This window comes from Flavobacterium psychraerolatum (assembly GCF_025960985.1).
Lineage (GTDB): Bacteria > Bacteroidota > Bacteroidia > Flavobacteriales > Flavobacteriaceae > Flavobacterium.
The window spans coordinates 26,476-50,084 of the sequence record NZ_JAOQMX010000023.1 but is presented as its reverse complement, the minus strand read 5'-3'; the positions used below and the strand labels follow the sequence as shown (position 1 = coordinate 50,084).

Genomic DNA, 23,609 nt, shown 5'->3' with positions numbered 1-23,609 from the left:
ACAAAAGCCACTCATACAATGAGTGGCTTTTGTTATATAATTCCCATAATGAGAAAGTAAATCTTATATTATTCAGCGTCCAAATCAACTTTAGTTTTACTTGCAATTTCTTTGTAAGTACCGTTTACCAATTTCTCGCGAATCGCTTCAAAAGAAGTTAATGTAAGATCAATATCAGCCAAAGAGTGAGAAGCAGTAGGAATAACACGCAACAAAATAATTCCTTTTGGAATTACAGGATAAATCACAATCGAAAGAAAGATACCGTAGTTCTCTCTCAAATCATTCACCATCACCATTGCTTCAGGAACACTACCTTCTAGATAAACTGGTGTAACACAAGTGTTTGTGTCTCCGATATTAAATCCTTTAGACTTTAATCCATTTTGCAAAGCGTTTACGTTCTCCCAAAGTTTATCTTTCAATTCTGGGTGATTACGCAACAATTCCAAACGCTTCAAAGAACCGATTGTTTGAATCATTGGCAATGCTTTTGCAAACATTTGCGAACGTAAATTGTATTTCAAATAATCTATAATCTCTTTATCAGCAGCAACAAAAGCTCCAATATTTGCCATTGATTTTGCAAAAGTAGAGAAATACACATCGATTTCATCTTGAACTCCTTGCTCTTCACCTGCTCCAGCACCTGTCTTACCAAGAGTACCAAAACCATGTGCATCATCAACTAGTAAACGGAAATTGTATTTCTTTTTCATTTCTACAATTTCTTTCAACTTTCCTTGTTGACCACGCATTCCAAAAACACCTTCAGTAATAAAAAGGATACCTCCACCTGTTTCAGCAGCTATTTTGGTAGCACGTTGCAGGTTTTTCTCCATACTTTCAATGTCATTGTGTTTGTATGTAAAACGTTTACCAGCATGCAAACGAACTCCATCGATAATACAAGCATGACCATCAACATCATATACAATAACATCATTTCTTGTCACCAAAGCATCAATTATAGATACCATACCTTGATAACCAAAATTCAATAAATAAGCTGATTCTTTCATTACAAAAGCAGCTAATTCATTCTCCAATTGTTCATGGTATTTTGTGTGACCGCTCATCATACGAGCACCCATAGGAGCAGCTGCACCATATTCCATAGCTGCATCTGCATCTGCCTTACGCACTTCTGGATGATTCGCTAGCCCTAAATAGTCATTCAAACTCCAATTCAAAACCTCTTTTCCTTGAAACTTCATTCTCGGTCCCAAATCACCTTCTAACTTTGGAAATACAAAGTAACCCTCTGCTTGTGAAGCCCATTTTCCTAAGGGACCTTTATTGTTTTGAATTCTTTCGAATAAATCTTTTACCATAATATCTAGTAATAATTTTAATTTTAAGCGTTTGCAAAAATAATTATTTATATTTTATTAGCACCTTATAACGTCAATTATTTTTCAGGAGCTATTTCCAGCTCTCCGCTCTATCTTTTATTATGGCATTCCGCTACCGCTCCATTCCACAATAAAAGGATGCCGCTACTATCTGGGCTAGGGATTAAGGAGGTCTATAATGAGTGGCTGTAAAAAAATCAAGAGTAAGAATTACAAACCTTAGCAAAGCAAAAACTTGTTACATTTGAACAATAGCACCAATTTGCAACCAAAATAATTTACAAAAACTACAAAATGAACCTAGGAAATAAAAAAACATTGGAATTAAACAACAACAATGATAGCTTCAACTCCTATTTTACCCTTCAAAACAATTAATTTTAGAGAATTTTACAAAACAGCACTCTAATACTGTACCCTATCCAAATGGAATAGAATAATAAGTAAGATATAATGTTCTATTCTACAACACAACAAGTAATAAAATACACATTGAAAAAATCTACACAATGAATCTGCTGTTTTAAACATCCCATCTAGAATAAAAGAGTTAACTCATAGTTCTGAAACTTATTGAAAAAAAAATGAAGTTAGCTCAAATGCTATTGCATTTAAATACTTTTCTCGAAATAGCATTGGGTAGTAATTCTCCAAAAAGACTTTTTATTGGACTGCTCATTAGTAAATTCTTCAAAACGAAATATCTTGCTGACAAGTCTTTTTCTATAAATACTCCAACGCATAAATATTATATATCGACCAATTTATTTGATTTTGAGCAAGAAAAAGCCAAAGCAATTTCGTTAATCACTCTTTTTTTCGAGGGAGACTCAGCAAAATATACTTCCCTAGCTCACTCCTTTTTGGGTTACTTAACACTGGCTGAATGGTCTATAGCACAATGGAAGCATTTTGATCATCACCTAAGACAATTTGAAGTTTAAACAAAAAAACTTCAGCTAGATTTTGTAAGAACAAAAAAGTACTGTAAACTTGTGAATACTTTAAAAAAGTTAATTTTAGTACTGCTTAAAAAACAAAAACACCATATGAGTTTTTTTAAAAATATATTCAACAAAAAAGAAATTTCGATCATAACTGTCAATGATTTCTGGAATTGGTTTACTGCAAATGAAAAAACTTTTTATGCCATTGTAAAAAACGGACAACATACCGAAACCGATTTTTTTGATAAACTTTCACCCAAATTAGAGCAATTAAAAGCAGGTATATATTATGTAGCAGGTATTTCTAAAGAAAATATTGTTGAACTAGTATTTACACCAGACGGCGTGATTAAAAACATTCTATTCATCGAAGAACTTATCAAAGTGGCTCCAAAATTAAAGAACTGGAAGTTTACAGCTTTAAAATCTGAAATTGCGATTGAGAATTTAAGCATTCGTATGGCAGATTTCACTTTTAGCAGCAAAAATCTATCTTTCTACCCTATTGAGCACCAAAACCAACCCGATGAAGTTGATATAGTTATCGTTTATGATGACTACAATGAAGAAGAGCAATCTATTATTGTTAATGGATCTTTTGTCTTTCTTGACAATTATCTAGGCGAATTAAATTCTGTAACCACCATTGATAATGCTGCAGTAGTTGGAAAAGCGCAAGCCGAAAAAGAATTAATTCCTATTGAAAAATTAAAGAGCTACCTAGTTTGGAGAGAAAAAGAATTTATAGAGAAATACAATGGTCTGCGTTACAATACAGAAAACGATAGCTATTCTAGCTTGGAAGCTGAATTATCAAATGGTAATTATTTAATCGCTACTATCAATGCTACCCTATTGGAATGGGATAGTAAAGCATCACATCCATGGATTTTAAATGTGAGAATCAATTATGATGGCAACAGTAATAATGGTATGCCAGATACACCAACTTACGAATTACTTAACATCATGGAAGACGAAATAATGGAAGAGTTAAAAGATTTTGAAGGCTACCTCAACATAGGCCGACAAACAGCCGACAACAACCGTGAAATCTATTTTGCTTGTCAAGACTTTAGAAAACCATCTAAAGTACTGGACGAAATCATTAAAAAATATGACACAAAATTAGCAATTAGTTATGATTTATATAAAGATAAATATTGGCAATCCTTTGAGCGGTTTCGATCCAATTAAAAATTATTAAGTACAAAAAACAAGGAAAACTAGGATTTCCATAATACATTACCTAAATAAATATAGCTATTATTCTAATGTTCCTAAAATCTTTAAATGTTAAATAAAAAATAAAGTAGCTAGAATTTTAAATTATGAAATTTGATTTTCATTAGATTTGATAACCAATTAAGATCAACTCTTTACAGTCCTAAAAGTTGATCAAAACTACTTATTGATTATTAAACAGCAACCAAAACATACAATGGAAAAACTTAATAAAGTAGCTCAAGTAACACTCCTATTTTGGGTTATGAAAATTGTTTCCACTACCCTAGGCGAAACATTAGGTGACTTTATTTCGATGACATTAAATTTGGGTTACGCAGTAGGAATTGCAATTACATTATTCTTTTTTCTTATCCTACTTACTATTCAATTAGTATCCAAAAAATACACTCCTATTATCTATTGGTTCGTAATTATTGGAACAACAACACTAGGAACAGAAATTTCGGATTTCATTGACCGCAGTTTACATCTGGGTTATGCTTGGGGAAGTCTATTACTAGTAACTTGCTTAATCAGTACACTGTTTCTCTGGTATAAAAAATATTCTACTCTCGAAGTATTTCCCATAACAGAGCGAACAAAAGAAACCTATTATTGGATGGCTATTTTATTCTCAAATAGCCTAGGAACTGCCTTTGGTGACTACTTGAGTGACAATATGGGCCTAAGTTACTTGGTTGGAGCAATGATAACCGGTACAATTATCTTGATCGTTATTGCTTTTCATTATTATACAAAAATAAACCACGTTTTATTATTTTGGATAGCATTTGTATTCACAAGACCCTTTGGAGCTACATTCGGTGATTTCCTTACCAAACCACTTTCAAAAGGAGGATTAGACTTAGGTACATTGCCTGCATCATTGGTATCTTTAGCTATAATAGCAGTTCTTATTTACGTCTCCAACAATAAAATAAAGGCTACTTTATAAATAAGTAAAATTACCAATCAATTATAAAAAAAATCTTTAGTTATCTCAACCAACTCTTTGGTATGTATGGGCAATGTCAATCCCAAAAAGGGATGAGAACCACCAAAAACATGATTTGCATCGTTGATAATATGGTTTTCTGCTTTTGTAAAATGTTTTTTCAACGCATTAAATTCTTCCATTTTCACAGCAGGATCATTTGTACCTTGAATAATTAAATACGGTAGCTCTAATTTTGCAGCAGCATTAACCAAACTATAACTATCTTTATTTGTTTCCATATCCTCCAAGACTTCTAAATTTAATGGCATCATTTGGTTTGTTCTTGCATTTTTAATATATTGTACACCCTCCAATTTCCATTTGTCTATAAATTTTGAATTCCAACTGCGATAAAAATCAAATGGACTTGCCCAAGTACAAACTTTCTTTATTGTCGTTTTATGACTTGTTAAATATAATAAAGCAGAAACTCCTCCTTTACTATGACCGATAATGAATATTTTTTCGGTATTTACTATTGGTAAAACGATCGGTACATCATCGATTAAAAACCGTTCTACACTAGCGATATCTTCCTTTTCTTTTTGCAACGTATTGGCGGCAAATTTCTCCAAAGCATCAAAATCAAGAGATGATTCTAACCCCATTCCGTTATGTGAAAAATTAAACTTCACAAATGAAAATCCATTTTCAACAAAATAATCAGCAATAATTTGCCAACATCCCCAGTCCTTAAACCCTTTAAATCCATGGCAAAATATAATAGTCCCATTAGAATTACCCGTATCAGAATAGCTAATATCTAAGGCAAAATCCTGATTTAAAGCACCCTGTAATGTGAATTTTTTATTTAATATCATAACCTAATTTCTCTTTTAATCTGTTTATAAATCTAAAATTACAATAATTTTAATTGAACTACATTCCTTCTTGTTATAAAAATTTCTACAAAATTACTTTGTTTAGTTTCAACTTTAAATACTATAATTTTCAAAAAAAAGAATGAATTAGAAATTTATAAAACTATTATTTTTACTTATATTTTTTTAAGGTCTATTATTTAAGTCCTAAAAAAACACTACATTATTATATTGCCATGATCAACCTACTACTCAATTATATTTCAAAGAATAATATAACTTCAACAATACTGAACTATCAAGAAATATACTTTTCAACTACCACTGTTACATTGATTTGAAAACCTATCATATCTTAACGACGATACATCAAAAAAATTTTATAGTTAAATGCAAGTAGCACAAAGATTTTCAAATTTCATATTTTAAAAAATATTGTTAATTGAGGAATTGAATCGAATAAAGAAGAATATCCTATATTCGAAAAACAGTTTGAGATTGCCAGATATAAGGAGTGATATAAAAAAAATAAAGATGTCGATAACAATTGAACATCCGTACAGTTTTCTATTCTTTAAAATAAAAACAAGTTTTTATTGCAGTTGAAAGAAGTAAAAATCATACCAATGAAATTTACAAAATACTATAACATAATATCCGAAAAATCACTTTTTTTTTATAATTTGCAGTACAATATACTTACTATGATGACCATAACCAGATTATTCGATTTTCCATACTATCAACAAGATCAATTCAAAACTATTCCAGATGCTTTAACAAGCAAAAAAGATGGTAGCTGGATCAAAACATCAACTCAAGAGTACATAGCACAAGCCAATACAGTATCTCGGGCGCTATTGCGTATGGGAATTCAAAAAGACGATAAAATTGCATTAATTTCTTCTAGCAATAGAACAGAGTGGAATATTATGGATATTGGGATACTACAAACTGGTGCACAAAACGTACCTATATATCCAACTATTTCGGAAGAAGATTATGAATATATTCTTAATCATTGTGGTGCGACATATTGCTTTATTTCAGATGCTGGTATATTTGATAAAATTAGCAAAATCAGAAAGAACGTTCCTTTATTAAAAGAAGTGTACTCTTTTGATATATTTTTAAATTGTAAAAACTGGCAAGAAATATTAGATTTGGGAGCAGACAAAAGCAACCAAAAAGAAGTCGAAGCTCGAAAAAATGCAGTTAAGACAGATGATTTAGCAACAATAATTTATACCTCTGGAACAACAGGACGCCCAAAAGGAGTCATGTTATCACATAAAAACATAGTATCAAATGTACTTGACAGTGCTCTTAGAATACCTTTTGAAGCGGGTAAAAGTCGCGGATTAAGTTTCTTACCTATTTGCCATATTTTTGAACGAATGATATTGTACTTATACCAATACTATGGAGTATCAATCTACTTTGGTGAATCAATTGAAAAAATTAGCGATAATATTAAAGAAGTTCAACCTACAGTAATTACAGTAGTTCCAAGGCTTGTAGAAAAGGTCTATGACAAAATATATGCTAAAGGAAATGATCTTACAGGTATTAAACGAAAATTATTTTTCTGGGCAAATGATCTAGGATTGCGTTATGAACCTTATGGAGTAAACGGATGGTGGTATGAATTTCAACTCAAAATTGCTCAAAAACTCATCTTCAGCAAATGGAAAGAAGGCTTGGGTGGGAAAATAGAATTGATGGTATCTGGAAGTGCCGCTTTACAACCAAGGTTATCCCGTGTTTTTGCCGCTGCTCAAATACCCGTGATGGAGGGTTATGGTCTATCTGAGACGTCTCCAGTTATTTCGGTAAACGACTTGAGAAACAAAGGATTTAAAATAGGAACCGTAGGAAAACCAATTCGCAATGTAGAGGTGAAAATTGCTGCCGATGGTGAAATTATTTGTAAAGGTCCAAACATAATGTTGGGATATTATAAAGACGATACTAAAACTGCCGAAGTCATTCTAGACGGTTATTTCCATACAGGAGATATTGGCGAAATTGACTCAGAAGGATTCTTGAAAATAACCGATCGTAAGAAAGAAATGTTCAAAACATCTGGGGGAAAATACATTGCTCCTCAAATCCTTGAAAATGCAATGAAACAATCTCGTTTCATTGATCAGATAATGGTAATTGGAGATGGTCAAAAAATGCCAGCCGCTTTTATTCAACCCAACTTTGAATTCGTAAAAGAATGGGCAGTAATTCATTCTATAGATCTTGGACCTACAAATGAAACCTTGGTAAGCAACCCAAAAATAATTGGCCGTATTAAAGAAGAAATAGACCAAATCAACAGTAAATTTGGAAATTGGGAACAAATCAAACGCTTTGAGCTCACACCTGATGTTTGGTCTGCAGACAGCGGACACCTTACTCCCACTATGAAATTAAGACGTAAAATAATTTTGGAAAAATACAAAGTACTCTATAACAAAATATACAGCTAGGCAGTTTTAATCTTGGACTAATTTAACTATTAGTCCATTTTTTTTTATTTAAAAGTTGAGGATAATACAAAAGTATAATCTCTTACCTCTCGATATGATGTGGAATTCTTTAAATCAAGTAACCTCTAAATTTTTATTTTATAACTACTTTTTTTTACTTCAGACTTTCCTTAGTTATTTTACCTTTTTGCTTGCATACTACCTATTTTATAGAGAAGAAAATATTTGTTTTTCAACTCTCTACTATATCCTTTTTCAGGAATAGAAATACACATCACACTTGTTTAAAAAAACAATCGCAAAACTGACTGTTTTTGATAAAAATTCTTTAACTTAGTACTACTTACTATTCTATTTTGGTTTTCTCATAAAACCAATTTCTATGCTACCTGTACAGGAAGCAGCTTTATTTCAAACCTTTATCATTTTTAACAAAAAAATAATCTTATTTTATTATGCGTGCATAGTATTTTTTTCTTATATTTGAAAGAGTTACTACTGCTTATGAAAGACAAAACTATAGATTATATACTTAGAGCCACTTGGCAAGCTGTATCAAGAATGTACAATGAGGAAGCTTTGAAATACGGAGGTACGATGGCTACTGGTTTTGCTCTATTGAGTATGGATAAAGAAAAAGGCACACCCTCCACTGCACTAGGACCAAAAATGGGAATGGAAGCTACAAGTTTAACTCGTACGTTAAAATCAATGGAAAAAAAAGGGCTCATCGAACGGAAAAAAAACCCCAATGATGGCCGAGGTGTACTTATTTTTCTGACTCCGGAAGGGAAAGATAAAAGAGCTGTTTCTAGAGAAAATGTGATGCAATTTAATGATGCAATAAAGAAACATATACCCGAAGAAAAACTCCAAAATTTTATGGAAGTCGCAGAAATCATAAATGAATTAATTCAAAATAAATCTATTTTTAATCAAACCGAAAAAACTGAAAATGAAACGCACAATTAAAAAAGTTGCAGTAATAGGATCAGGAATAATGGGGTCTGGCATTGCTTGTCATTTTGCCAACATTGGTGTTGAAGTATTGCTTCTTGACATCCTGCCTAGAGAACTTACTGAAAGTGAAACAAAAAATGGACTTACAATAGAGTCACCAATAGTACGCAATCGTGTAGTCAATGAACATCTGGCTAACGCATTGAAATCAAAACCGTCTCCTATTTACAGTCAAAAATTTGCAAATCGAATTACTACTGGAAATACTACCGATGACATGGCCAAAATTGCCAATGTTGACTGGATTATTGAAGTGGTTGTAGAACGATTAGACATTAAGAAATTGGTTTTCGAACAAATTGAAAAATTCAGAAAACCAGGAACTTTGATAACTTCCAATACATCTGGAATTCCGATTCACTTTATGAGTGAAGGAAGGTCTGATGATTTTCAAAAGCATTTCTGTGGAACACATTTTTTTAATCCTGCCCGTTATTTAAAGTTATTCGAAATTATTCCTGGACCACTTACATCTCCTGAAGTTTTAGACTTCTTGACTGTATATGGTGAAAAATTTCTAGGAAAAACTTCTGTGGTAGCCAAAGATACTCCAGCTTTTATTGGAAACAGAATTGGAATCTTCGGAATTCAAAGTTTGTTTCATTTGGTAAAAGAAATGGATCTTACTGTGGAAGAAATTGACAAACTTACTGGTCCTGTAATTGGTCGTCCAAAATCGGCTACTTTTAGAACAGTTGATGTTGTAGGATTAGACACTTTGGTGCATGTTGCCAACGGAATTTACGGGAATTGCCCAGAAGATGAGCAACACGCCTTATTCCAACTGCCAGATTTCATCAATACTATGATGGAAAACAAATGGTTGGGTAGTAAAACTGGACAAGGATTTTATAAAAAAGAAGGAAGAGAGATTCTAACTTTAGACCTCAACACCTTAGAATATAGAGCAGCAAAAAAAGCTTCTTTTGCAACGCTTGAATTAACAAAAACTATTGACAAACCTATCAACCGTTTTAAAGTTCTTGTAAAAGGGAAAGACAAAGCGGGAGAATTTTACCGCAAGAGTTTTTCAGCCCTTTTTGCCTATGTTTCTAATCGTGTCCCTGAAATTTCAAACGAACTTTTCAAAATCGATGATGCTATGAAGGCAGGTTTCGGTTGGGAAAATGGTCCATTTGAGATTTGGGATGCTATTGGTATCACCAAAGGTATTGAAATGATGAAAGCTGAAGGCATTGAACCTGCTCATTGGGTAACAGATATGATTGCTTCAGGGCATACTAGTTTTTATTCTGTAAAAGAAGGAGCAACTTATTTCTACGATCTTCCAAGAAAATCACAAGAAAAAGTACCGGGACAAGATTCGTTTATTATCCTGAACAACATTCGTGAAAGTAAAAAAGTTTGGAGCAATAGTGGTGCAATCATTCAAGATTTGGGTGACGGTATCTTAAATATTGAATTCCAATCAAAGATGAATACTATTGGTGGCGATGTTTTACAAGCTATCAATAAAGGAATTGATCTTGCCGAAAAAGAATACCAAGGATTAGTAATCGGTAACCAAGCAGCTAATTTCTCTGTTGGAGCAAATATCGGAATGATATTTATGATGGCCGTTGAGCAAGAATATGACGAGCTTAATATGGCGATCAAAATGTTCCAAGATACGATGATGCGTGTACGTTACTCAGGTATTCCTGTTATCACAGCACCTCACGGAATGACATTTGGTGGTGGTTGCGAGATGAGTTTACATGCTGATAAAGTAGTTGCCGCAGCCGAAACCTATATGGGATTGGTTGAATTTGGTGTAGGTGTACTTCCTGGTGGAGGTGGATCGAAAGAAATGGCGCTACGTGCTTCGGACTTATTCCACAAAAATGATGTTGAGTTGAATGTATTACAAGAATATTTCTTGACTATTGCAATGGCAAAAGTATCTACTTCAGGTTACGAAGCCTTTGACACTGGCCTATTACAAAAAGGAAAAGATATCATTGTAGTAAACAAAGACCGTCAAATTGCGGAAGCTAAAAAACACGCATTAATAATGGCCGAAGCTGGATACACACAACCTATTCGCAGAACAGATGTTAAAGTTCTAGGAAAACAAGCCTTAGGAATGTTCTTAGTAGGAACAGATCAAATGGCAGCTGGAAGTTACATCTCAGAACACGATAAAAAAATTGCTAATAAGCTTGCCTATGTTATGGCGGGTGGTGACTTATCCGAAGCTACGATGGTAAGCGAACAATATCTTTTGGATTTAGAAAGAGAAGCATTTCTTTCCTTATGTACCGAAAGAAAAACACTAGAGCGCATTCAACATATGTTGAAAACAGGTAAACCATTGCGTAATTAGAATAAATAACAAAATAGAGAAGAGAAAATAGATATTAGAGTGCATTCTTAAATACAACAGTCACTTTTCTTTATTTTTTATTCTTTCATCAAAAAATAAAAAAAATGAAAACAGCATATATAGTAAAAGCATATCGAACTGCAGTTGGGAAAGCTCCAAAAGGTGTATTTCGATTCAAAAGACCAGATGAGTTGGCTGCAGAAACCATTCAATACATGATGAATGAGTTACCCGATTTCGATAAAACTCGTATCGATGATGTCATGGTTGGAAATGCTATGCCTGAGGCAGAGCAAGGATTAAATATTGCTCGTTTGATCTCATTAATGGGGTTAAAAATTGAAGATGTTCCTGGAGTAACCGTCAACAGATATTGTGCTTCTGGAATTGAAACTATCGGAATGGCAACAGCCAAAATACAATCTGGAATGGCCGACTGTATCATTGCTGGTGGAGCAGAAAGTATGAGTTTTATTCCAATGGGAGGTTACAAACCAACTCCAGATTATGCCGTTGCCAAAGCAGGGAACGAAGATTACTATTGGGGAATGGGGTTAACAGCCGAAGCGGTTGCCAAACAATTTAATGTGTCTCGAGAAGATCAAGATCTATTTGCTTTTCATTCACATCAGAAAGCTTTAAAAGCACAAGCCGAAGGGAAATTTGACAAGCAAATTGTTCCAATAACTGTGGAACAAACATTCATTAATACCAATGGTAAAAAAGAAACAAAGTCTTATACGGTAACCAAGGATGAAGGTCCTAGGGAGAATACTTCTGTTGAAGCTTTATCACGTTTAAGACCCGTTTTTGCTACAGATGGTACCGTTACTGCGGGAACCTCTTCACAAATGAGTGATGGTGCAGCCTTTGTTTTAATTATGAGTGAAGAAATGGTAAAAGAGTTAAATCTAGAACCGATCGCTAGAATGGTGAGTTATGCTTCTGCCGGTGTTGAACCAAGAATCATGGGGATTGCACCCGTAAAAGCAATTCCAAAAGCCTTGAAACAAGCAGGTTTACAACAAAAAGATATTGATTTAATTGAATTAAATGAGGCTTTTGCTTCACAATCTTTGGCAGTTATACGCGAATTAGAATTGAACCCTGATATTGTTAATGTCAACGGTGGTGCCATCGCATTGGGTCACCCATTAGGATGCACAGGAGCCAAACTTTCAGTGCAATTATTTGACGAAATGAAACGACGTGGAAGTAAATACGGTATTGTAACCATGTGTGTCGGTACTGGACAAGGATCTGCAGGGATTTATGAGTTGTTATAATTCCTTCACCCCAATTGGGGAATAACCATATGAAAATAGTTTAGCGAAAAAATAATTTTACACCCTACTGACCCCTAGTAGGAGTTTCCCCACCGCGGCGGGGTTAGGGGGATTAACCATGAGCGACGTAACTAGAGGAGGACAATTCCTTGTAAAAGAGACCAAGTGCGAATCAATATTCACACCAGAAGATTTTAATGAAGAACAAATCATGATGCGCGATAGTGTCAAAGAATTTGTTGATAAAGAATTATGGGCACACAAAGCCCGTTTTGAGCAAAAAGATTATGCATATACAGAAGCGTGTATGAAAAAAGCTGGAGACTTAGGTTTCTTGAGTATCGCTGTACCAGAAGCCTATGGTGGAATGGGAATGGGATTTGTAAATACAGTATTAGTTTGTGACCATATCTCCGGAGCAACTGGATCTTTTTCTACTGCTTTTGGAGCCCATACTGGAATAGGTACAATGCCAATCACCCTCTACGGAACCGAAGAACAAAAACAAAAATACGTACCCAAATTGGCTTCTGGAGAATGGTTTGGCGCGTATTGTTTGACGGAGCCTGGAGCTGGATCGGATGCGAATTCTGGAAAAACTAAAGCAGTTTTGTCTGAGGACGGAAAAACATACAAGATTACTGGACAAAAAATGTGGATCTCAAATGCAGGTTTCTGTAGTGTGTTCATCGTTTTTGCTCGTATTGGAGATGACAAAAATATTACTGGTTTTATTGTAGAAAATGATCCTGCAAACGGAATCACAATGAACGAGGAAGAGCACAAATTAGGAATCCGTTCTTCATCTACTCGTCAAGTTTTCTTTACTGATACTGTTGTACCGGTAGAAAATATGTTGTCTGAAAGAGGAAACGGTTTCAAAATCGCAATGAATGCCTTGAACGTAGGACGTATCAAATTGGCTGCCGCTTGTTTGGATGCACAACGTAGAGTAATTACTAGTTCAGTAGAATATGCTAATGAAAGAGTACAATTTAACACTCCAATTGCTAAGTTTGGTGCTATTCGTTACAAATTAGCCGAAATGGCAACTTCTTGCTACGCAGGAGAGAGTGCTACTTATAGAGCGTCAAAAGACATTGAAGACCGTATCGCAGCTCGTGAAGCTGAAGGTGCATCTCATCAAGATGCTGAGTTAAAAGGTGTTGAAGAGTATGCTATCGAATGTTCTATTTTGAAAGTAGCTGTTTCTGAAGATGTTCAGAATTGTGCTGATGAAGGAATTCAAATTTTTGGTGGAATGGGATTCTCTGAGGATACTCCAATGGAATCTGCTTGGCGTGATGCTCGTATTGCTCGTATCTATGAGGGTACAAACGAGATCAACCGTATGCTATCTGTAGGGATGTTAATCAAAAAAGCGATGAAAGGTCATGTTGATCTTTTAGGACCTGCTTCAAAAGTTGGTGAAGAATTAATGGGGATTCCATCTTTCGACACACCTGACTATTCTGAATTGTTTGCAGAAGAAAAAGAAATGGTTGCCAAATTGAAAAAAGTATTCTTAATGGTTGCTGGTAGCGCTGTTCAAAAATACGGACCAGATTTAGATTCTCATCAACAATTATTAATGGCTGCTTCAGATATTTTGATCGAAGTATACATGGCTGAAAGTACTATTTTGAGAACTGAGAAATTGGCTAAAAAAGAAGGTGCAGATAAAGTTGAACAACAAATCGCTATGGCGCAATTGTACTTGTACAAAGCAGTAGACATCATTACTCAAAAAGGAAAAGAAAGTATTATTTCTTTTGCAGAAGGAGACGAACAACGTATGATGTTAATGGGATTGAAACGTTTTACAAAATATACAAACATGCCAAATATTGTGGCATTGAGAAATACAATTGCTAGTAAACTTATTGACGAAAATCAATATTGTTTCTAAACAAGAAAGGTTCTGAATCAAAAAACCGCAATCATTAAGTTGATTGCGGTTTTTTTGTTTTTTATACTTACCAAATTAAAGTAAAATTGTAAACTCTAAAGTTCATCTATCAAGAGAACTTAAAAAACATTTCGTCTCTAAACCAATTTTATTTTACAATCCACAAAGGGATGTTCAAATCTTGATTAAAGAGTTCATCTGTGACGCTACCAACCAATAATGATGAGAAAGTATTCCTCCCCTTGTCACCAACAATAATAAGATCAACCTTTGCAGATTCCGCTTTGGTACGTAATTTTTCAGCAATCCCAGTATCTCTACCTGGAATTATCTCTGTAGTCAATTCTCCTTTGTATCCTATCTTTTTAATAAATTTCTCATGTTTTCCCTTTAAATGATTCTCAATTTTTGAATCAAGATGTTCCTTTGGAATATAAATTGAAAATTGTAATGGAACATTGTAAACGTGAACCGACTTTACGGTAGCTTTTGTAGTTTTCTGTAAATTTTCGGCTACTTCAAATACTTTATTAGAAGCGCTTGAAAAATCTGTACCCGCCCAAATAGCACTAATAACAGGTTTTGAATTCATAGGAATGGATAGAATATTACACTTAAGCATATGAAGTAGCTTTCCGCTAACAACCCCAGTTCCTTTAATTTTATTTTTATTACCTACTATAGCAAGTTGAATTTCATACTTATTAACAATATAATCTATAAGTGATTCCGAATAGGGATCTTCTGAAATAAGTACCTCCCAGTCTGTTGAAGAGGTAAATCTCTCTTCTACTTTTTCATTTAATTCATCTCCAATTATTTCATCTAGATTGATACCTTTTAATTGCTCTTCAAACAATTCTGATATTTCATATTTCTTGATATTATGTACAAAGTAAACTTTATTCACCTTTAAAGTTTCTGCTATAAAGGATGCATACTCAATTAAAGTAGTGTCAATATTTGAAAGGTCTAAGGCGACCAATATGTTTTTTATTTCAGCCATTTTATGATTGTTTATTTTTATTTAATTGACTTGTATGTTGTTTTTTAACGATCTCTGAAACTATTTCTTCGTAATTTTCAAGCTCTTTTTGAGAATGTCGTTTTTCTAATTTTCTAAGGTCTTCGCTTAAACCTTTATAAAGTGAAAAGCACATCACGATTAAAATAATAGCAAAAGGCAGGCCCGTGACTATCGTGGCCGTTTGAAGTGCCTGCAACCCTCCTCCTAATAATAGTACGGCAGCAACACCACCTTCAGAAAGGGCCCAAAAAATTCTTTGGCCCACAGGAGCATCTATTTTACCTCCAGAAGTTAAATTATCAACTACCAATGACCCAGAATCTGAGGAGGTAATAAAGAAACCTGCAATTAATATTATAGCAATAATATTCAGATAAAAAGAGAAAGGATAATCTTCTAAAAACACAAACAAAGCAGTAGCTACATTATCATTTACTGCTTTTACGATAGTCTCATCTCCAAGTAGTGCTTGATGTAATGCGGTACTTCCAAAAGCTGTTATCCAGAAAAAAGTAACAAGAGAAGGTACTAATAAAACACCTAAAATAAACTCACGTACGGTACGACCTTTGGAAATACGAGCAATAAACATCCCTACAAAAGGAGACCATGCAATCCACCATCCCCAGTAAAAAATGGTCCAAGCATTTTGCCAATTTGAACCCGTATAACTTTCTGTCCAAGTTGCTATTTCAAGAAAACCAGATAAATAATTCCCAGTATTTTGCACAAAAGATTTAAAAATAAAAATGGTTGGTCCTAGAATCAAAACAATCAATAGAAACAAAACGGCTATTATCATGTTCCATTCACTTAATACTCGTACCCCTTTGTCTACTCCCAAAACAACCGAAACGGTAGCAATTAATGTAACACCAATAATTAAGACAATTTGAGTTTGCACACCGCTATCGATTCCAAAAAGATGGTGTAAACCTGCTGCAATTTGTTGTACGCCCATACCTAATGAGGTTGCAAGACCAAATAATGTAGCCAACACTGCAAAAATATCAATTGCATCACCGATCCTCCCATAAATCCTATCTCCTAAATAAGGATAAAAAATGGATCTAATGGTTAACGGTAAGCCTCTAGAATACGTAAAATAGGCCAAAGACAAACCTACCAAAGCATAAACAGCCCAAGCGTGAAAACCCCAATGCAAGAAGGTGAATTTCATAGCTTCCTTGGCTGCTTCGGCGGTTCCGCCTTCTGCCATTGGTGGACTAAGAAAATGAAAAATAGGTTCTGATATACTCCAAAATAACAATCCGATTCCCATTCCCGCACTAAAAAGCATAGCAAACCAAGATAGAGTCTTGAATTCAGGTTTTGCATTTTGACCTCCGATTCGTAAGTGTCCAAATTTACTGAACGCTAAATAAATCATGAATATTAGAAAAATATTCACACTTAATATAAAGAACCAACCCGCCTTATTGGCTACTAATTCTTGGGTTGCTGTGAAAAATTTTTCTGCCCCATCTTTAAACATCAACGTTAGTGTAATGATTAGAATGATAGTAATCGCTGATGTAAAAAACACCGGGCCATTAACCTCCAACCCAAAAATGGATTTCCTCTCATCACTTCTTATAATTTTCTTAGCCATAGATCCTTTTATTTATTATTATAATTTAAATTTCTTATTCTTCTAAATCCTTCTACTTTGTGTTCAAAGTCTAAAAATAGTAACCAATATTAATGTTAAACCTAGCTTCCCATTTGGCATCAGGATTCCCTTTTGCAAAATCATCTACAAAATTCCCACCAAGCCAGGAATGATTGTACCCCGCGGCATAATCAACATAGGTATACACATTTCCTGCTGAGATTAAAACTCCAGTAACATTCATATACGAATCGGTAAATCCAGCTGTTTTTTTCTGCATAAAACCAAAATCATTATAAAATTGCAAGTTGGTTATAGGTCCATATTCTACGGGAACATTCCTAGAAATCCCCAAGGTGTACATATTAAAATCGGCAGCAACTTCATAAGGTGCTCCATATGCAGACATGGTTACAACATCGTCGGATTCTCCAATAGCATTTTCAGGATTATTTGTTGCAGCGATAAATTGTGCTTTTACATTCCATTTTCCTTTGGTTAGTTCATAGTGAGCAGCAAAAGCAGCATGATTTCCAACTTCTTCTGTGTCTAGATTGTAAAGCCCACCATATTCTACTGAAACACCCAATCTACTTGCTGACTTTTCGCCAAATTTGTAGATGACTTTTCCGTTAAATTGATTCACTTCTTTATTTCTCCCCGTGACATCGTAAGAATAGCGACTTGTCGAATTTTCTGAATTGTTTCCAAATCTTAATTCCTCTGCATTTTTGAAAAAAGCCAATTGATATTCAAATTTCTCACTATTGTGCATGTACTTTATTCCCATATCATGATCGTCTTCCAGACCTACATAATACGTTAAGTTAAAAAACCAATTGTGAGAGTTGTATTGCTGAATACCAAAAGGAACCTGGGTTAAACCAACCTGAATTTGATCTTGTTCGTTTAAATTGTATCCTAGCCAACCCTGCTTTAGCATTCCACCACCAAAACCTTCAGAATACAGTCTGTACTCGGCATTCATCAGTATTCCTTTGTATGCCCCTTTGGCATTTATTCTAAACACATCATATCCAAAATCTCCCCCTCGCTTTTTCTGACCATCCTTCCATGAAGATAAATTATAGTTGAAACGCAAAGCACCTCCAATACTTAGTTCTGGCTTATCCTGAGCGGCTAATGGAAGTACCATAAGTAAAACTAGGAGCATTAAGCACTTCTTTTTTGTGCATTGTAATCGAGTAATTTTTTCTAACATCAATCTTTTTTAAATTAAACTTTTAATAAATAAAGGATACCTAAAAAAAAGTTATTCAGGTGATCCAGCAATAGGTTTGATTATCTTATTGTCCTGCCTTTTTTTTATAACTAAATACTGTAAAATAGCAATGTTCATCCTATAGCAAAAAGCTAGAGAAAGGCATTCAAAAAACTTAAATGAGTAAATGATTTATAATCAATGTCAACCTGTTTGAAAAAAAACAGTCTTAAAGAAGCAAAATAATGGATTGCAAATTTAGACAAAAAAGAGGGTTTTATTGTCCAAAACGTGATTTTACGAGCTATTTCTTAGAATATCACAATGATAAAAACCTTCTATTATTTTATTCGCACTTATTTTATTAAATGACAAAAAGATAAAAGATTTAGAATTACTAAAAACATCTTAATTAGTCCAAAATCGACCATATAATTTTTCCATTATTGATAATTTACACCTAAAAATTAGTTATAATTCACTTTTTGAGAACAAAATTAGATAATCCCCCTTTTCAACTTTTATTACAAATACCAATAGAAACAAATGCGAGATGACCTGCAAATTATGTAAAATTATAAAGTAATTATCAATCTGGGAGTACTCCTTTTATTTGTAATTTTATCCCTAAACAATCAAAACTTACAATTATGAAAAAATTAATTATCACCTCTCTATTTATTTTAGCTATTGTGATAGGCTGCAAAACCAATACTAATTCGAACAATACTAAAAAACTAACGTTAAAGTTTGAAGCCAAAAGTGGTAGTAATGTTGCAGGAACAGCCACATTTGTAGAAAAGGATGGGGAAGTTACCTTAGAAGCACATTTCACGGGACTAACGCCTGGAATACATGCGATTCATATTCATGAAAAATCGGATTGTTCTGCTGCGGATGGAACATCTACCGGAGGACACTGGAACCCGACTTTCAAAAATCATGGAAAATGGGGTGTTGGGCAATATCACAAAGGCGATATCGGTAATTTCATTGCTGATAAAAACGGAAATGGTTCTATTAAATTCACTACCGATGAGTGGAATATAGGTTCTGGTGATCCAACCAAAGATATTTTGAACCACGGTATTATTGTACATCAAGGAGCAGATGATTTCACTACCCAACCAACAGGAAATGCAGGTGGTCGCGTAGCATGTACAGGAATTATTAAATAGTTAGTTTTTCTAATTTTTCAATTTGAGCTTGACTAAATTTAACTGTCATTAGTTCTTCGACTAATTCAGACTGATATCTTTAATTGATTATATTTGATAATCCAATTCAATATTTTAAACATTTTGAAAGAACCCTTAGACTTCTATTTTAAAAATACTATCGAATGGCGTGAGTGGTTGCATACCCATCATGCCATTTCGACTGGTGTAAATATCATTTTGTATAAAGTAAGTAGTCCGCAGGAAAGTATGCGCTGGGAGGAAGCAGTTAAAGTAGCACTTTGCTACGGTTGGATTGACTCCACAGCTAAAAGAATTGACGATATCAAGCGCCGTCAAAAATTCACGCCTCGAAAACCCAAAAGCGTTTGGAGTAAAGTCAACAAGACTCACCTGATTCAACTCGAAAAAGACAATCTTATTCATGAAAGTGGCTACGAAACCATACAAAGAGCCAAAGAAAATGGATCTTGGGAATCATTAGATACAGTAGAGGCTTTTATTATTCCACCCGATTTGGAAAAGGCATTTACAGATAACATTGTTGCTTACTCTAATTACCAAGCTTTTAGTCCATCCTATCGAAAAGGGTATCTCTACTGGTTAAACCAAGCCAAACGGGAATCAACGAGAACCACTCGAATTTTAGCAATTATTGAATCATGTGAATTAAACAAAAAATCGAGGTAATTTTTTGACAACTAATTTCAATAGAATTTAGCCTCAACAGCAAAATATGGCAATATCACAAAGAATGTATTTATTTCAAGGAAAAGATTTTCATTTATAACATTTACATTTTATAATTCGTATTCCTACTGCTTTTGTAGTGTTTTTTTAGAATGCATTTCTGATTAAGATCATTATCAGTCTTCAATGCAATATCATTAGAATATATTATTTAGTTGAACCCAATTATTTAGTGTACAGGTTTTTCTTAAAAATGATGTCAAGTAGGCAAAGATATTTCAACCCAAGCCTCTCACAGAACCGTACGTGAAACTCTCGCTTCATACGGCTCTTGTCATACAAATCATATCGTTTTAAAAAGTTGCCAATGGTAAAACATTGATGGGTAATTGGTTCTTATTTCCCTCAACCATCGGTATGCTTTAGTATAGCTCCTTTTCATCGATTTAAACTTATTCCGTACCCATTTCGCCAAACGATTTTCTAGATTTCTAAACAGTTTCTGTAGCGTCCAAACTTTAAAATAGCCATAGTAACGTGCTATTCCTATTGTCTGTAAGTGTAGCTTATTGGCTATATCCTGTATAACTATATTACTTTGCTTATGAAATTTTAGGTCTATCCACTTTTGGATTATCCTTGTTTTTGATTTCTGACTTATTTCACAATCAAATCCCAAAAACAACCTACCCTCTTTTGTGGCTTTTGTTCGTGGCTTGAATGTGAAACCTAGAAAATCAAATTTCTTCGGATACTTCTTTTGCCTAACTCTATTATAGGCTTGGCAGTGGACTATTTTGGTCTTTTGCTCACTCAATCGCAATTTACATTGTTCTAGTCTGGTTTTTATAGCATTTAGAACTTCTAAACTTTGAGATTCGCTGTAACAATGTACTATCACATCGTCAGCGTATCTCACAAATGTTAAGTTTGGGTAGGTTTGCTCCAGCCATCTATCTAAAACATAATGTAAAAACAGGTTTGCCAATAGCGGACTTATTACGCCTCCTTGGGGTGTGCCTTGTTCGTTTTTGTAAACCAATGTGCCGTCTTGTGTTTGCACTGGGCTTTCCAACCATCGCACAATGTACATCTTAACCCATTTCTCACTAACGTGTTTGTCTATTGCTTTGAGCAAAAGTTCATGATTTACTTCGTCAAAAAATGCTTTGATGTCCATATCAACAACCCAAGAATAATGTCTTACGTTTTCTCTGACCTTTTCTAGTGCATTGTGTGCGCTTTTATTGGGTCTGTAACCGTACGAATTTTTGCTAAATATAGCTTCCATTCTAGGTTCGAGATAGGTTTTTACTACTTCTTGAGCAATGCGGTCGCTAATTGTTGGAATACCCAACTTGCGCTGACCTCCGTCTGATTTTGGGATAATAACCTCCTTGACTGCCTGCGGATAGTAACTGCCCGAACTCATTCTGTTCCAAATTTTATACAGATTGTTTAATAAGTTTTCTTGAAATTTTTTCAAGCTTTCTGCATCAACTCCTGCGCTGCCTTTGTTAGAATTGACTTTGCGGTAGGCTTCCTTGACCATCTTTTTGGTTATTGGAATTGTTTTTGATTCTGTCGTAAATAAATTAGTCATCCTTAAATTTTGTGTTTAAGTTGTCAAAATACCAACAACTGTATGACTGCTGTTCTTCGCTCCACCTCCATTACAGTGGCTTCATCACTACTACAACAACATCCGCCATCCTTACCAACCTTGATACTGTAAGCCTTGTGGGTACTGCCCACTTGTGCCGTTCTCTTGTCATTTGATAAGGACTTCCTGAGTTTCGTATAAGAGCCTAAATAAGAGTCATGCCTTCTTTATTGCGTTTGCCTTATAGCCAGTAAGCAAGTAACCGCTATAATTATAACCTATGCTCAGAAAAACAGGCTTTTGACAAAAGGTTCCGATATCTCACAACTTCATCTAAGGTTCACTCACGTTCATCTCTCTTATTCGCACCTGACTGTTTTAAACAGCCTTTTCCCCTTTCCGTTCAATACCTATCCTTTACTTTCAAAGCACCGAGGGGCGGTTTGCAACCTCCGCTTGCACAGCGATTGCGGAAGACCTACTTCCATCTCTTATACAACATTGAATAACACTCGTAGTCGTTATTCATTCACAGCACACTCCGAGCGATCCTGCATTTTGATTAAGTAGATTCAAAATCATTATTTTTTTTTCGAAAAATTAAATCCTTATAAGCAATGCTTACTTATTGCTTCTTATTGGTTTATAGCTTTCTTAAAAATTTCAAAAAATCATATTTACCAATTGCAGTAGTCTAAATTTCCTTTTTTATGATTGTTTCAAAAAATCATAATAGCCTATTGATAGCTCAAAATTTGCACCCCTAAACTACGGCTAAGTATTGCATTTTTTCTTAATACGCCATAAGACCTCCTTAAATTGAACGATTGAGATCACACTTCTTAACTCTTAGCATTATCTCCTGCGCTATATTGTAGTATTAGACATAATTCATTTGGTAAAACATGTTAATTATGTAACCAATACCAAAATTTGTAACACATAAAAGCCTATACTGTAGCCTATTTTTGCATCATTCTAAATCCCCAAGCATGCCGCAAATATACCAAGCGATTCTATTTTTATTATTGATTACCTCTATTTCTAATGCACAAATTGATCCGAATAAGGTTATTATTCGTAAAACCCTATCTGAAGCTTGGGAATTGGATAGCATTGACAAGCAGGGAACTTTTAGATTAATGTCTTATCGCCCAATTTATTTTACTGCTGCGCGATGGTCAAGTAGGCGAAATACAAAACCCTTTAACGAAAGTGGTGAATTTCAATCCAAGGATAAAAACATTTTTAATAATATTGAAACTAAATTCCAAATTAGTTTTAAAACCAAACTTATACAAGGATTACTTTTTGGAACCGGAGATCTTTGGGTTGGCTACACCCAGAAAGCACACTGGCAGGTGTACAACAAGACCTTGAGTAGAGCTTTTCGTGAAGTCAATTACGAGCCAGAAGTGATGTTAAATTTCCCGACTAGAATTCCGTTATTTAAGGGGCAGATTCGAACGGTTGGTTTGACTTTAAATCATCAATCCAACGGAAAAGACGTTCCGACCTCTAGAAGTTGGAACAGAATCATCCTGAATATTGGGTACGAATATAAAAATTGGAACATCAACTTCAGACCATGGTACCGCATGCCTGATGACGAAGACGAAAACCCAGGCATCACGAGGTCTGTGGGTGATGCAGAATTAGAAGTTGCAACTCATTTTGGTAAACATGAATTTTATACCATTATCAATCACTCTTTTAGCACGCTGGAAAAGGGAAATATCCAACTTAATTATGTCTTTCCTATACATGGACACCTACGTGGACATGCACAAGTTTTTCAAGGTTATGGCGAAACCTTAATTGACTATAATATTCAGCAAACAACTATTGGTATTGGAGTTTCGTTTGCCAATTGGTAGGGACAATTTAAATGGTAATTCCATTATCCAAA

General features: G+C 34.4%; 17 protein-coding genes. 11 read left to right on the top strand and 6 right to left on the bottom strand.

Translation table 11 applies throughout. The features are described 5' to 3' along the window. Positions 1–68: 68 nt before the first annotated feature. Positions 69–1,334: an aminotransferase class I/II-fold pyridoxal phosphate-dependent enzyme gene (locus tag M2326_RS10015; protein WP_264619427.1), complete on the bottom strand. Its 1,266-nt coding sequence runs from the start codon at positions 1,332–1,334 to the stop codon at positions 69–71. A gap of 605 nt (positions 1,335–1,939) precedes the next feature. On the opposite strand from M2326_RS10015, the gene M2326_RS10010 reads away from it, so the two are divergent. From M2326_RS10010 to M2326_RS10000, 3 genes are all read left to right on the top strand, one after another. Then, on the top strand, positions 1,940–2,299 hold the full coding sequence (locus tag M2326_RS10010) for a DUF1569 domain-containing protein (RefSeq protein WP_264619426.1): 360 nt from the start codon (positions 1,940–1,942) through the stop codon (positions 2,297–2,299). Positions 2,300–2,404: 105 nt separating this feature from the next. Further along, positions 2,405–3,499, top strand: coding sequence for a DUF695 domain-containing protein (locus M2326_RS10005; RefSeq protein WP_264619425.1), 1,095 nt, complete (start codon positions 2,405–2,407; stop codon positions 3,497–3,499). Between the two features lie 244 nt (positions 3,500–3,743). Next, complete coding sequence (locus M2326_RS10000) at positions 3,744–4,484, top strand: COG4705 family protein (RefSeq protein WP_264619424.1); 741 nt, start codon at positions 3,744–3,746, stop codon at positions 4,482–4,484. Positions 4,485–4,501: 17 nt separating this feature from the next. On the opposite strand, the gene M2326_RS09995 is transcribed toward M2326_RS10000, so the two are convergent. Further along, entirely contained in the window at positions 4,502–5,347 is an 846-nt protein-coding gene (locus M2326_RS09995) for an alpha/beta hydrolase family protein (protein WP_264619423.1), read from the bottom strand. Positions 5,348–6,051: 704 nt separating this feature from the next. Between M2326_RS09995 and M2326_RS09990 the strand changes: the two genes are divergently transcribed. From M2326_RS09990 to M2326_RS09970, 5 genes are all read left to right on the top strand, one after another. Then, positions 6,052–7,827 (top strand): AMP-dependent synthetase/ligase, encoded by a 1,776-nt coding sequence (locus tag M2326_RS09990; protein ID WP_264619422.1) that lies wholly within the window; start codon positions 6,052–6,054, stop codon positions 7,825–7,827. A gap of 504 nt (positions 7,828–8,331) precedes the next feature. Next, positions 8,332–8,799, top strand: a complete 468-nt coding sequence (locus tag M2326_RS09985; protein WP_264619421.1) for a MarR family winged helix-turn-helix transcriptional regulator — start codon at positions 8,332–8,334, stop codon at positions 8,797–8,799. Beyond that, a complete protein-coding gene (locus M2326_RS09980; RefSeq protein ID WP_264619420.1) occupies positions 8,783–11,173 on the top strand; it encodes a 3-hydroxyacyl-CoA dehydrogenase/enoyl-CoA hydratase family protein in 2,391 nt (796 codons plus the stop codon). Before M2326_RS09985 ends, M2326_RS09980 begins: the two co-directional genes overlap by 17 nt. 104 nt (positions 11,174–11,277) lie before the next feature. Further along, positions 11,278–12,459 carry an acetyl-CoA C-acyltransferase gene (locus M2326_RS09975; RefSeq protein WP_264619419.1) on the top strand — a complete coding sequence of 394 codons (1,182 nt, stop codon included), beginning with the start codon at positions 11,278–11,280 and terminating at the stop codon, positions 12,457–12,459. A gap of 118 nt (positions 12,460–12,577) precedes the next feature. Next, positions 12,578–14,368 carry an acyl-CoA dehydrogenase family protein gene (locus M2326_RS09970; protein ID WP_264619418.1) on the top strand — a complete coding sequence of 597 codons (1,791 nt, stop codon included), beginning with the start codon at positions 12,578–12,580 and terminating at the stop codon, positions 14,366–14,368. A gap of 148 nt (positions 14,369–14,516) precedes the next feature. On the opposite strand, the gene M2326_RS09965 is transcribed toward M2326_RS09970, so the two are convergent. From M2326_RS09965 to M2326_RS09955, 3 genes are all read right to left on the bottom strand, one after another. Next, on the bottom strand, positions 14,517–15,374 hold the full coding sequence (locus M2326_RS09965) for a universal stress protein (RefSeq protein WP_264619417.1): 858 nt from the start codon (positions 15,372–15,374) through the stop codon (positions 14,517–14,519). Between the two features lies 1 nt (position 15,375). After that, complete coding sequence (locus M2326_RS09960; protein WP_264619416.1) at positions 15,376–17,007, bottom strand: BCCT family transporter; 1,632 nt, start codon at positions 17,005–17,007, stop codon at positions 15,376–15,378. A gap of 70 nt (positions 17,008–17,077) precedes the next feature. After that, complete coding sequence (locus M2326_RS09955; protein WP_264619415.1) at positions 17,078–18,229, bottom strand: hypothetical protein; 1,152 nt, start codon at positions 18,227–18,229, stop codon at positions 17,078–17,080. 650 nt (positions 18,230–18,879) lie between these two features. Here M2326_RS09955 and M2326_RS09950 point away from each other — a divergent pair. After that, entirely contained in the window at positions 18,880–19,407 is a 528-nt protein-coding gene (locus tag M2326_RS09950) for a superoxide dismutase family protein (RefSeq protein ID WP_264619414.1), read from the top strand. A 123-nt stretch (positions 19,408–19,530) separates the two neighbouring features. After that, positions 19,531–20,097 carry a YdeI/OmpD-associated family protein gene (locus tag M2326_RS09945; protein ID WP_264619413.1) on the top strand — a complete coding sequence of 189 codons (567 nt, stop codon included), beginning with the start codon at positions 19,531–19,533 and terminating at the stop codon, positions 20,095–20,097. A 343-nt stretch (positions 20,098–20,440) separates the two neighbouring features. Here the strand turns inward: M2326_RS09945 and ltrA are convergent, their stop codons facing one another. Then, a complete protein-coding gene (gene ltrA, locus M2326_RS09940; RefSeq protein WP_264619412.1) occupies positions 20,441–21,700 on the bottom strand; it encodes a group II intron reverse transcriptase/maturase in 1,260 nt (419 codons plus the stop codon). Positions 21,701–22,692: 992 nt separating this feature from the next. Here ltrA and M2326_RS09935 point away from each other — a divergent pair. After that, positions 22,693–23,577, top strand: coding sequence for a phospholipase A (locus M2326_RS09935; RefSeq protein WP_264619411.1), 885 nt, complete (start codon positions 22,693–22,695; stop codon positions 23,575–23,577). Positions 23,578–23,609 lie beyond the last annotated feature (32 nt).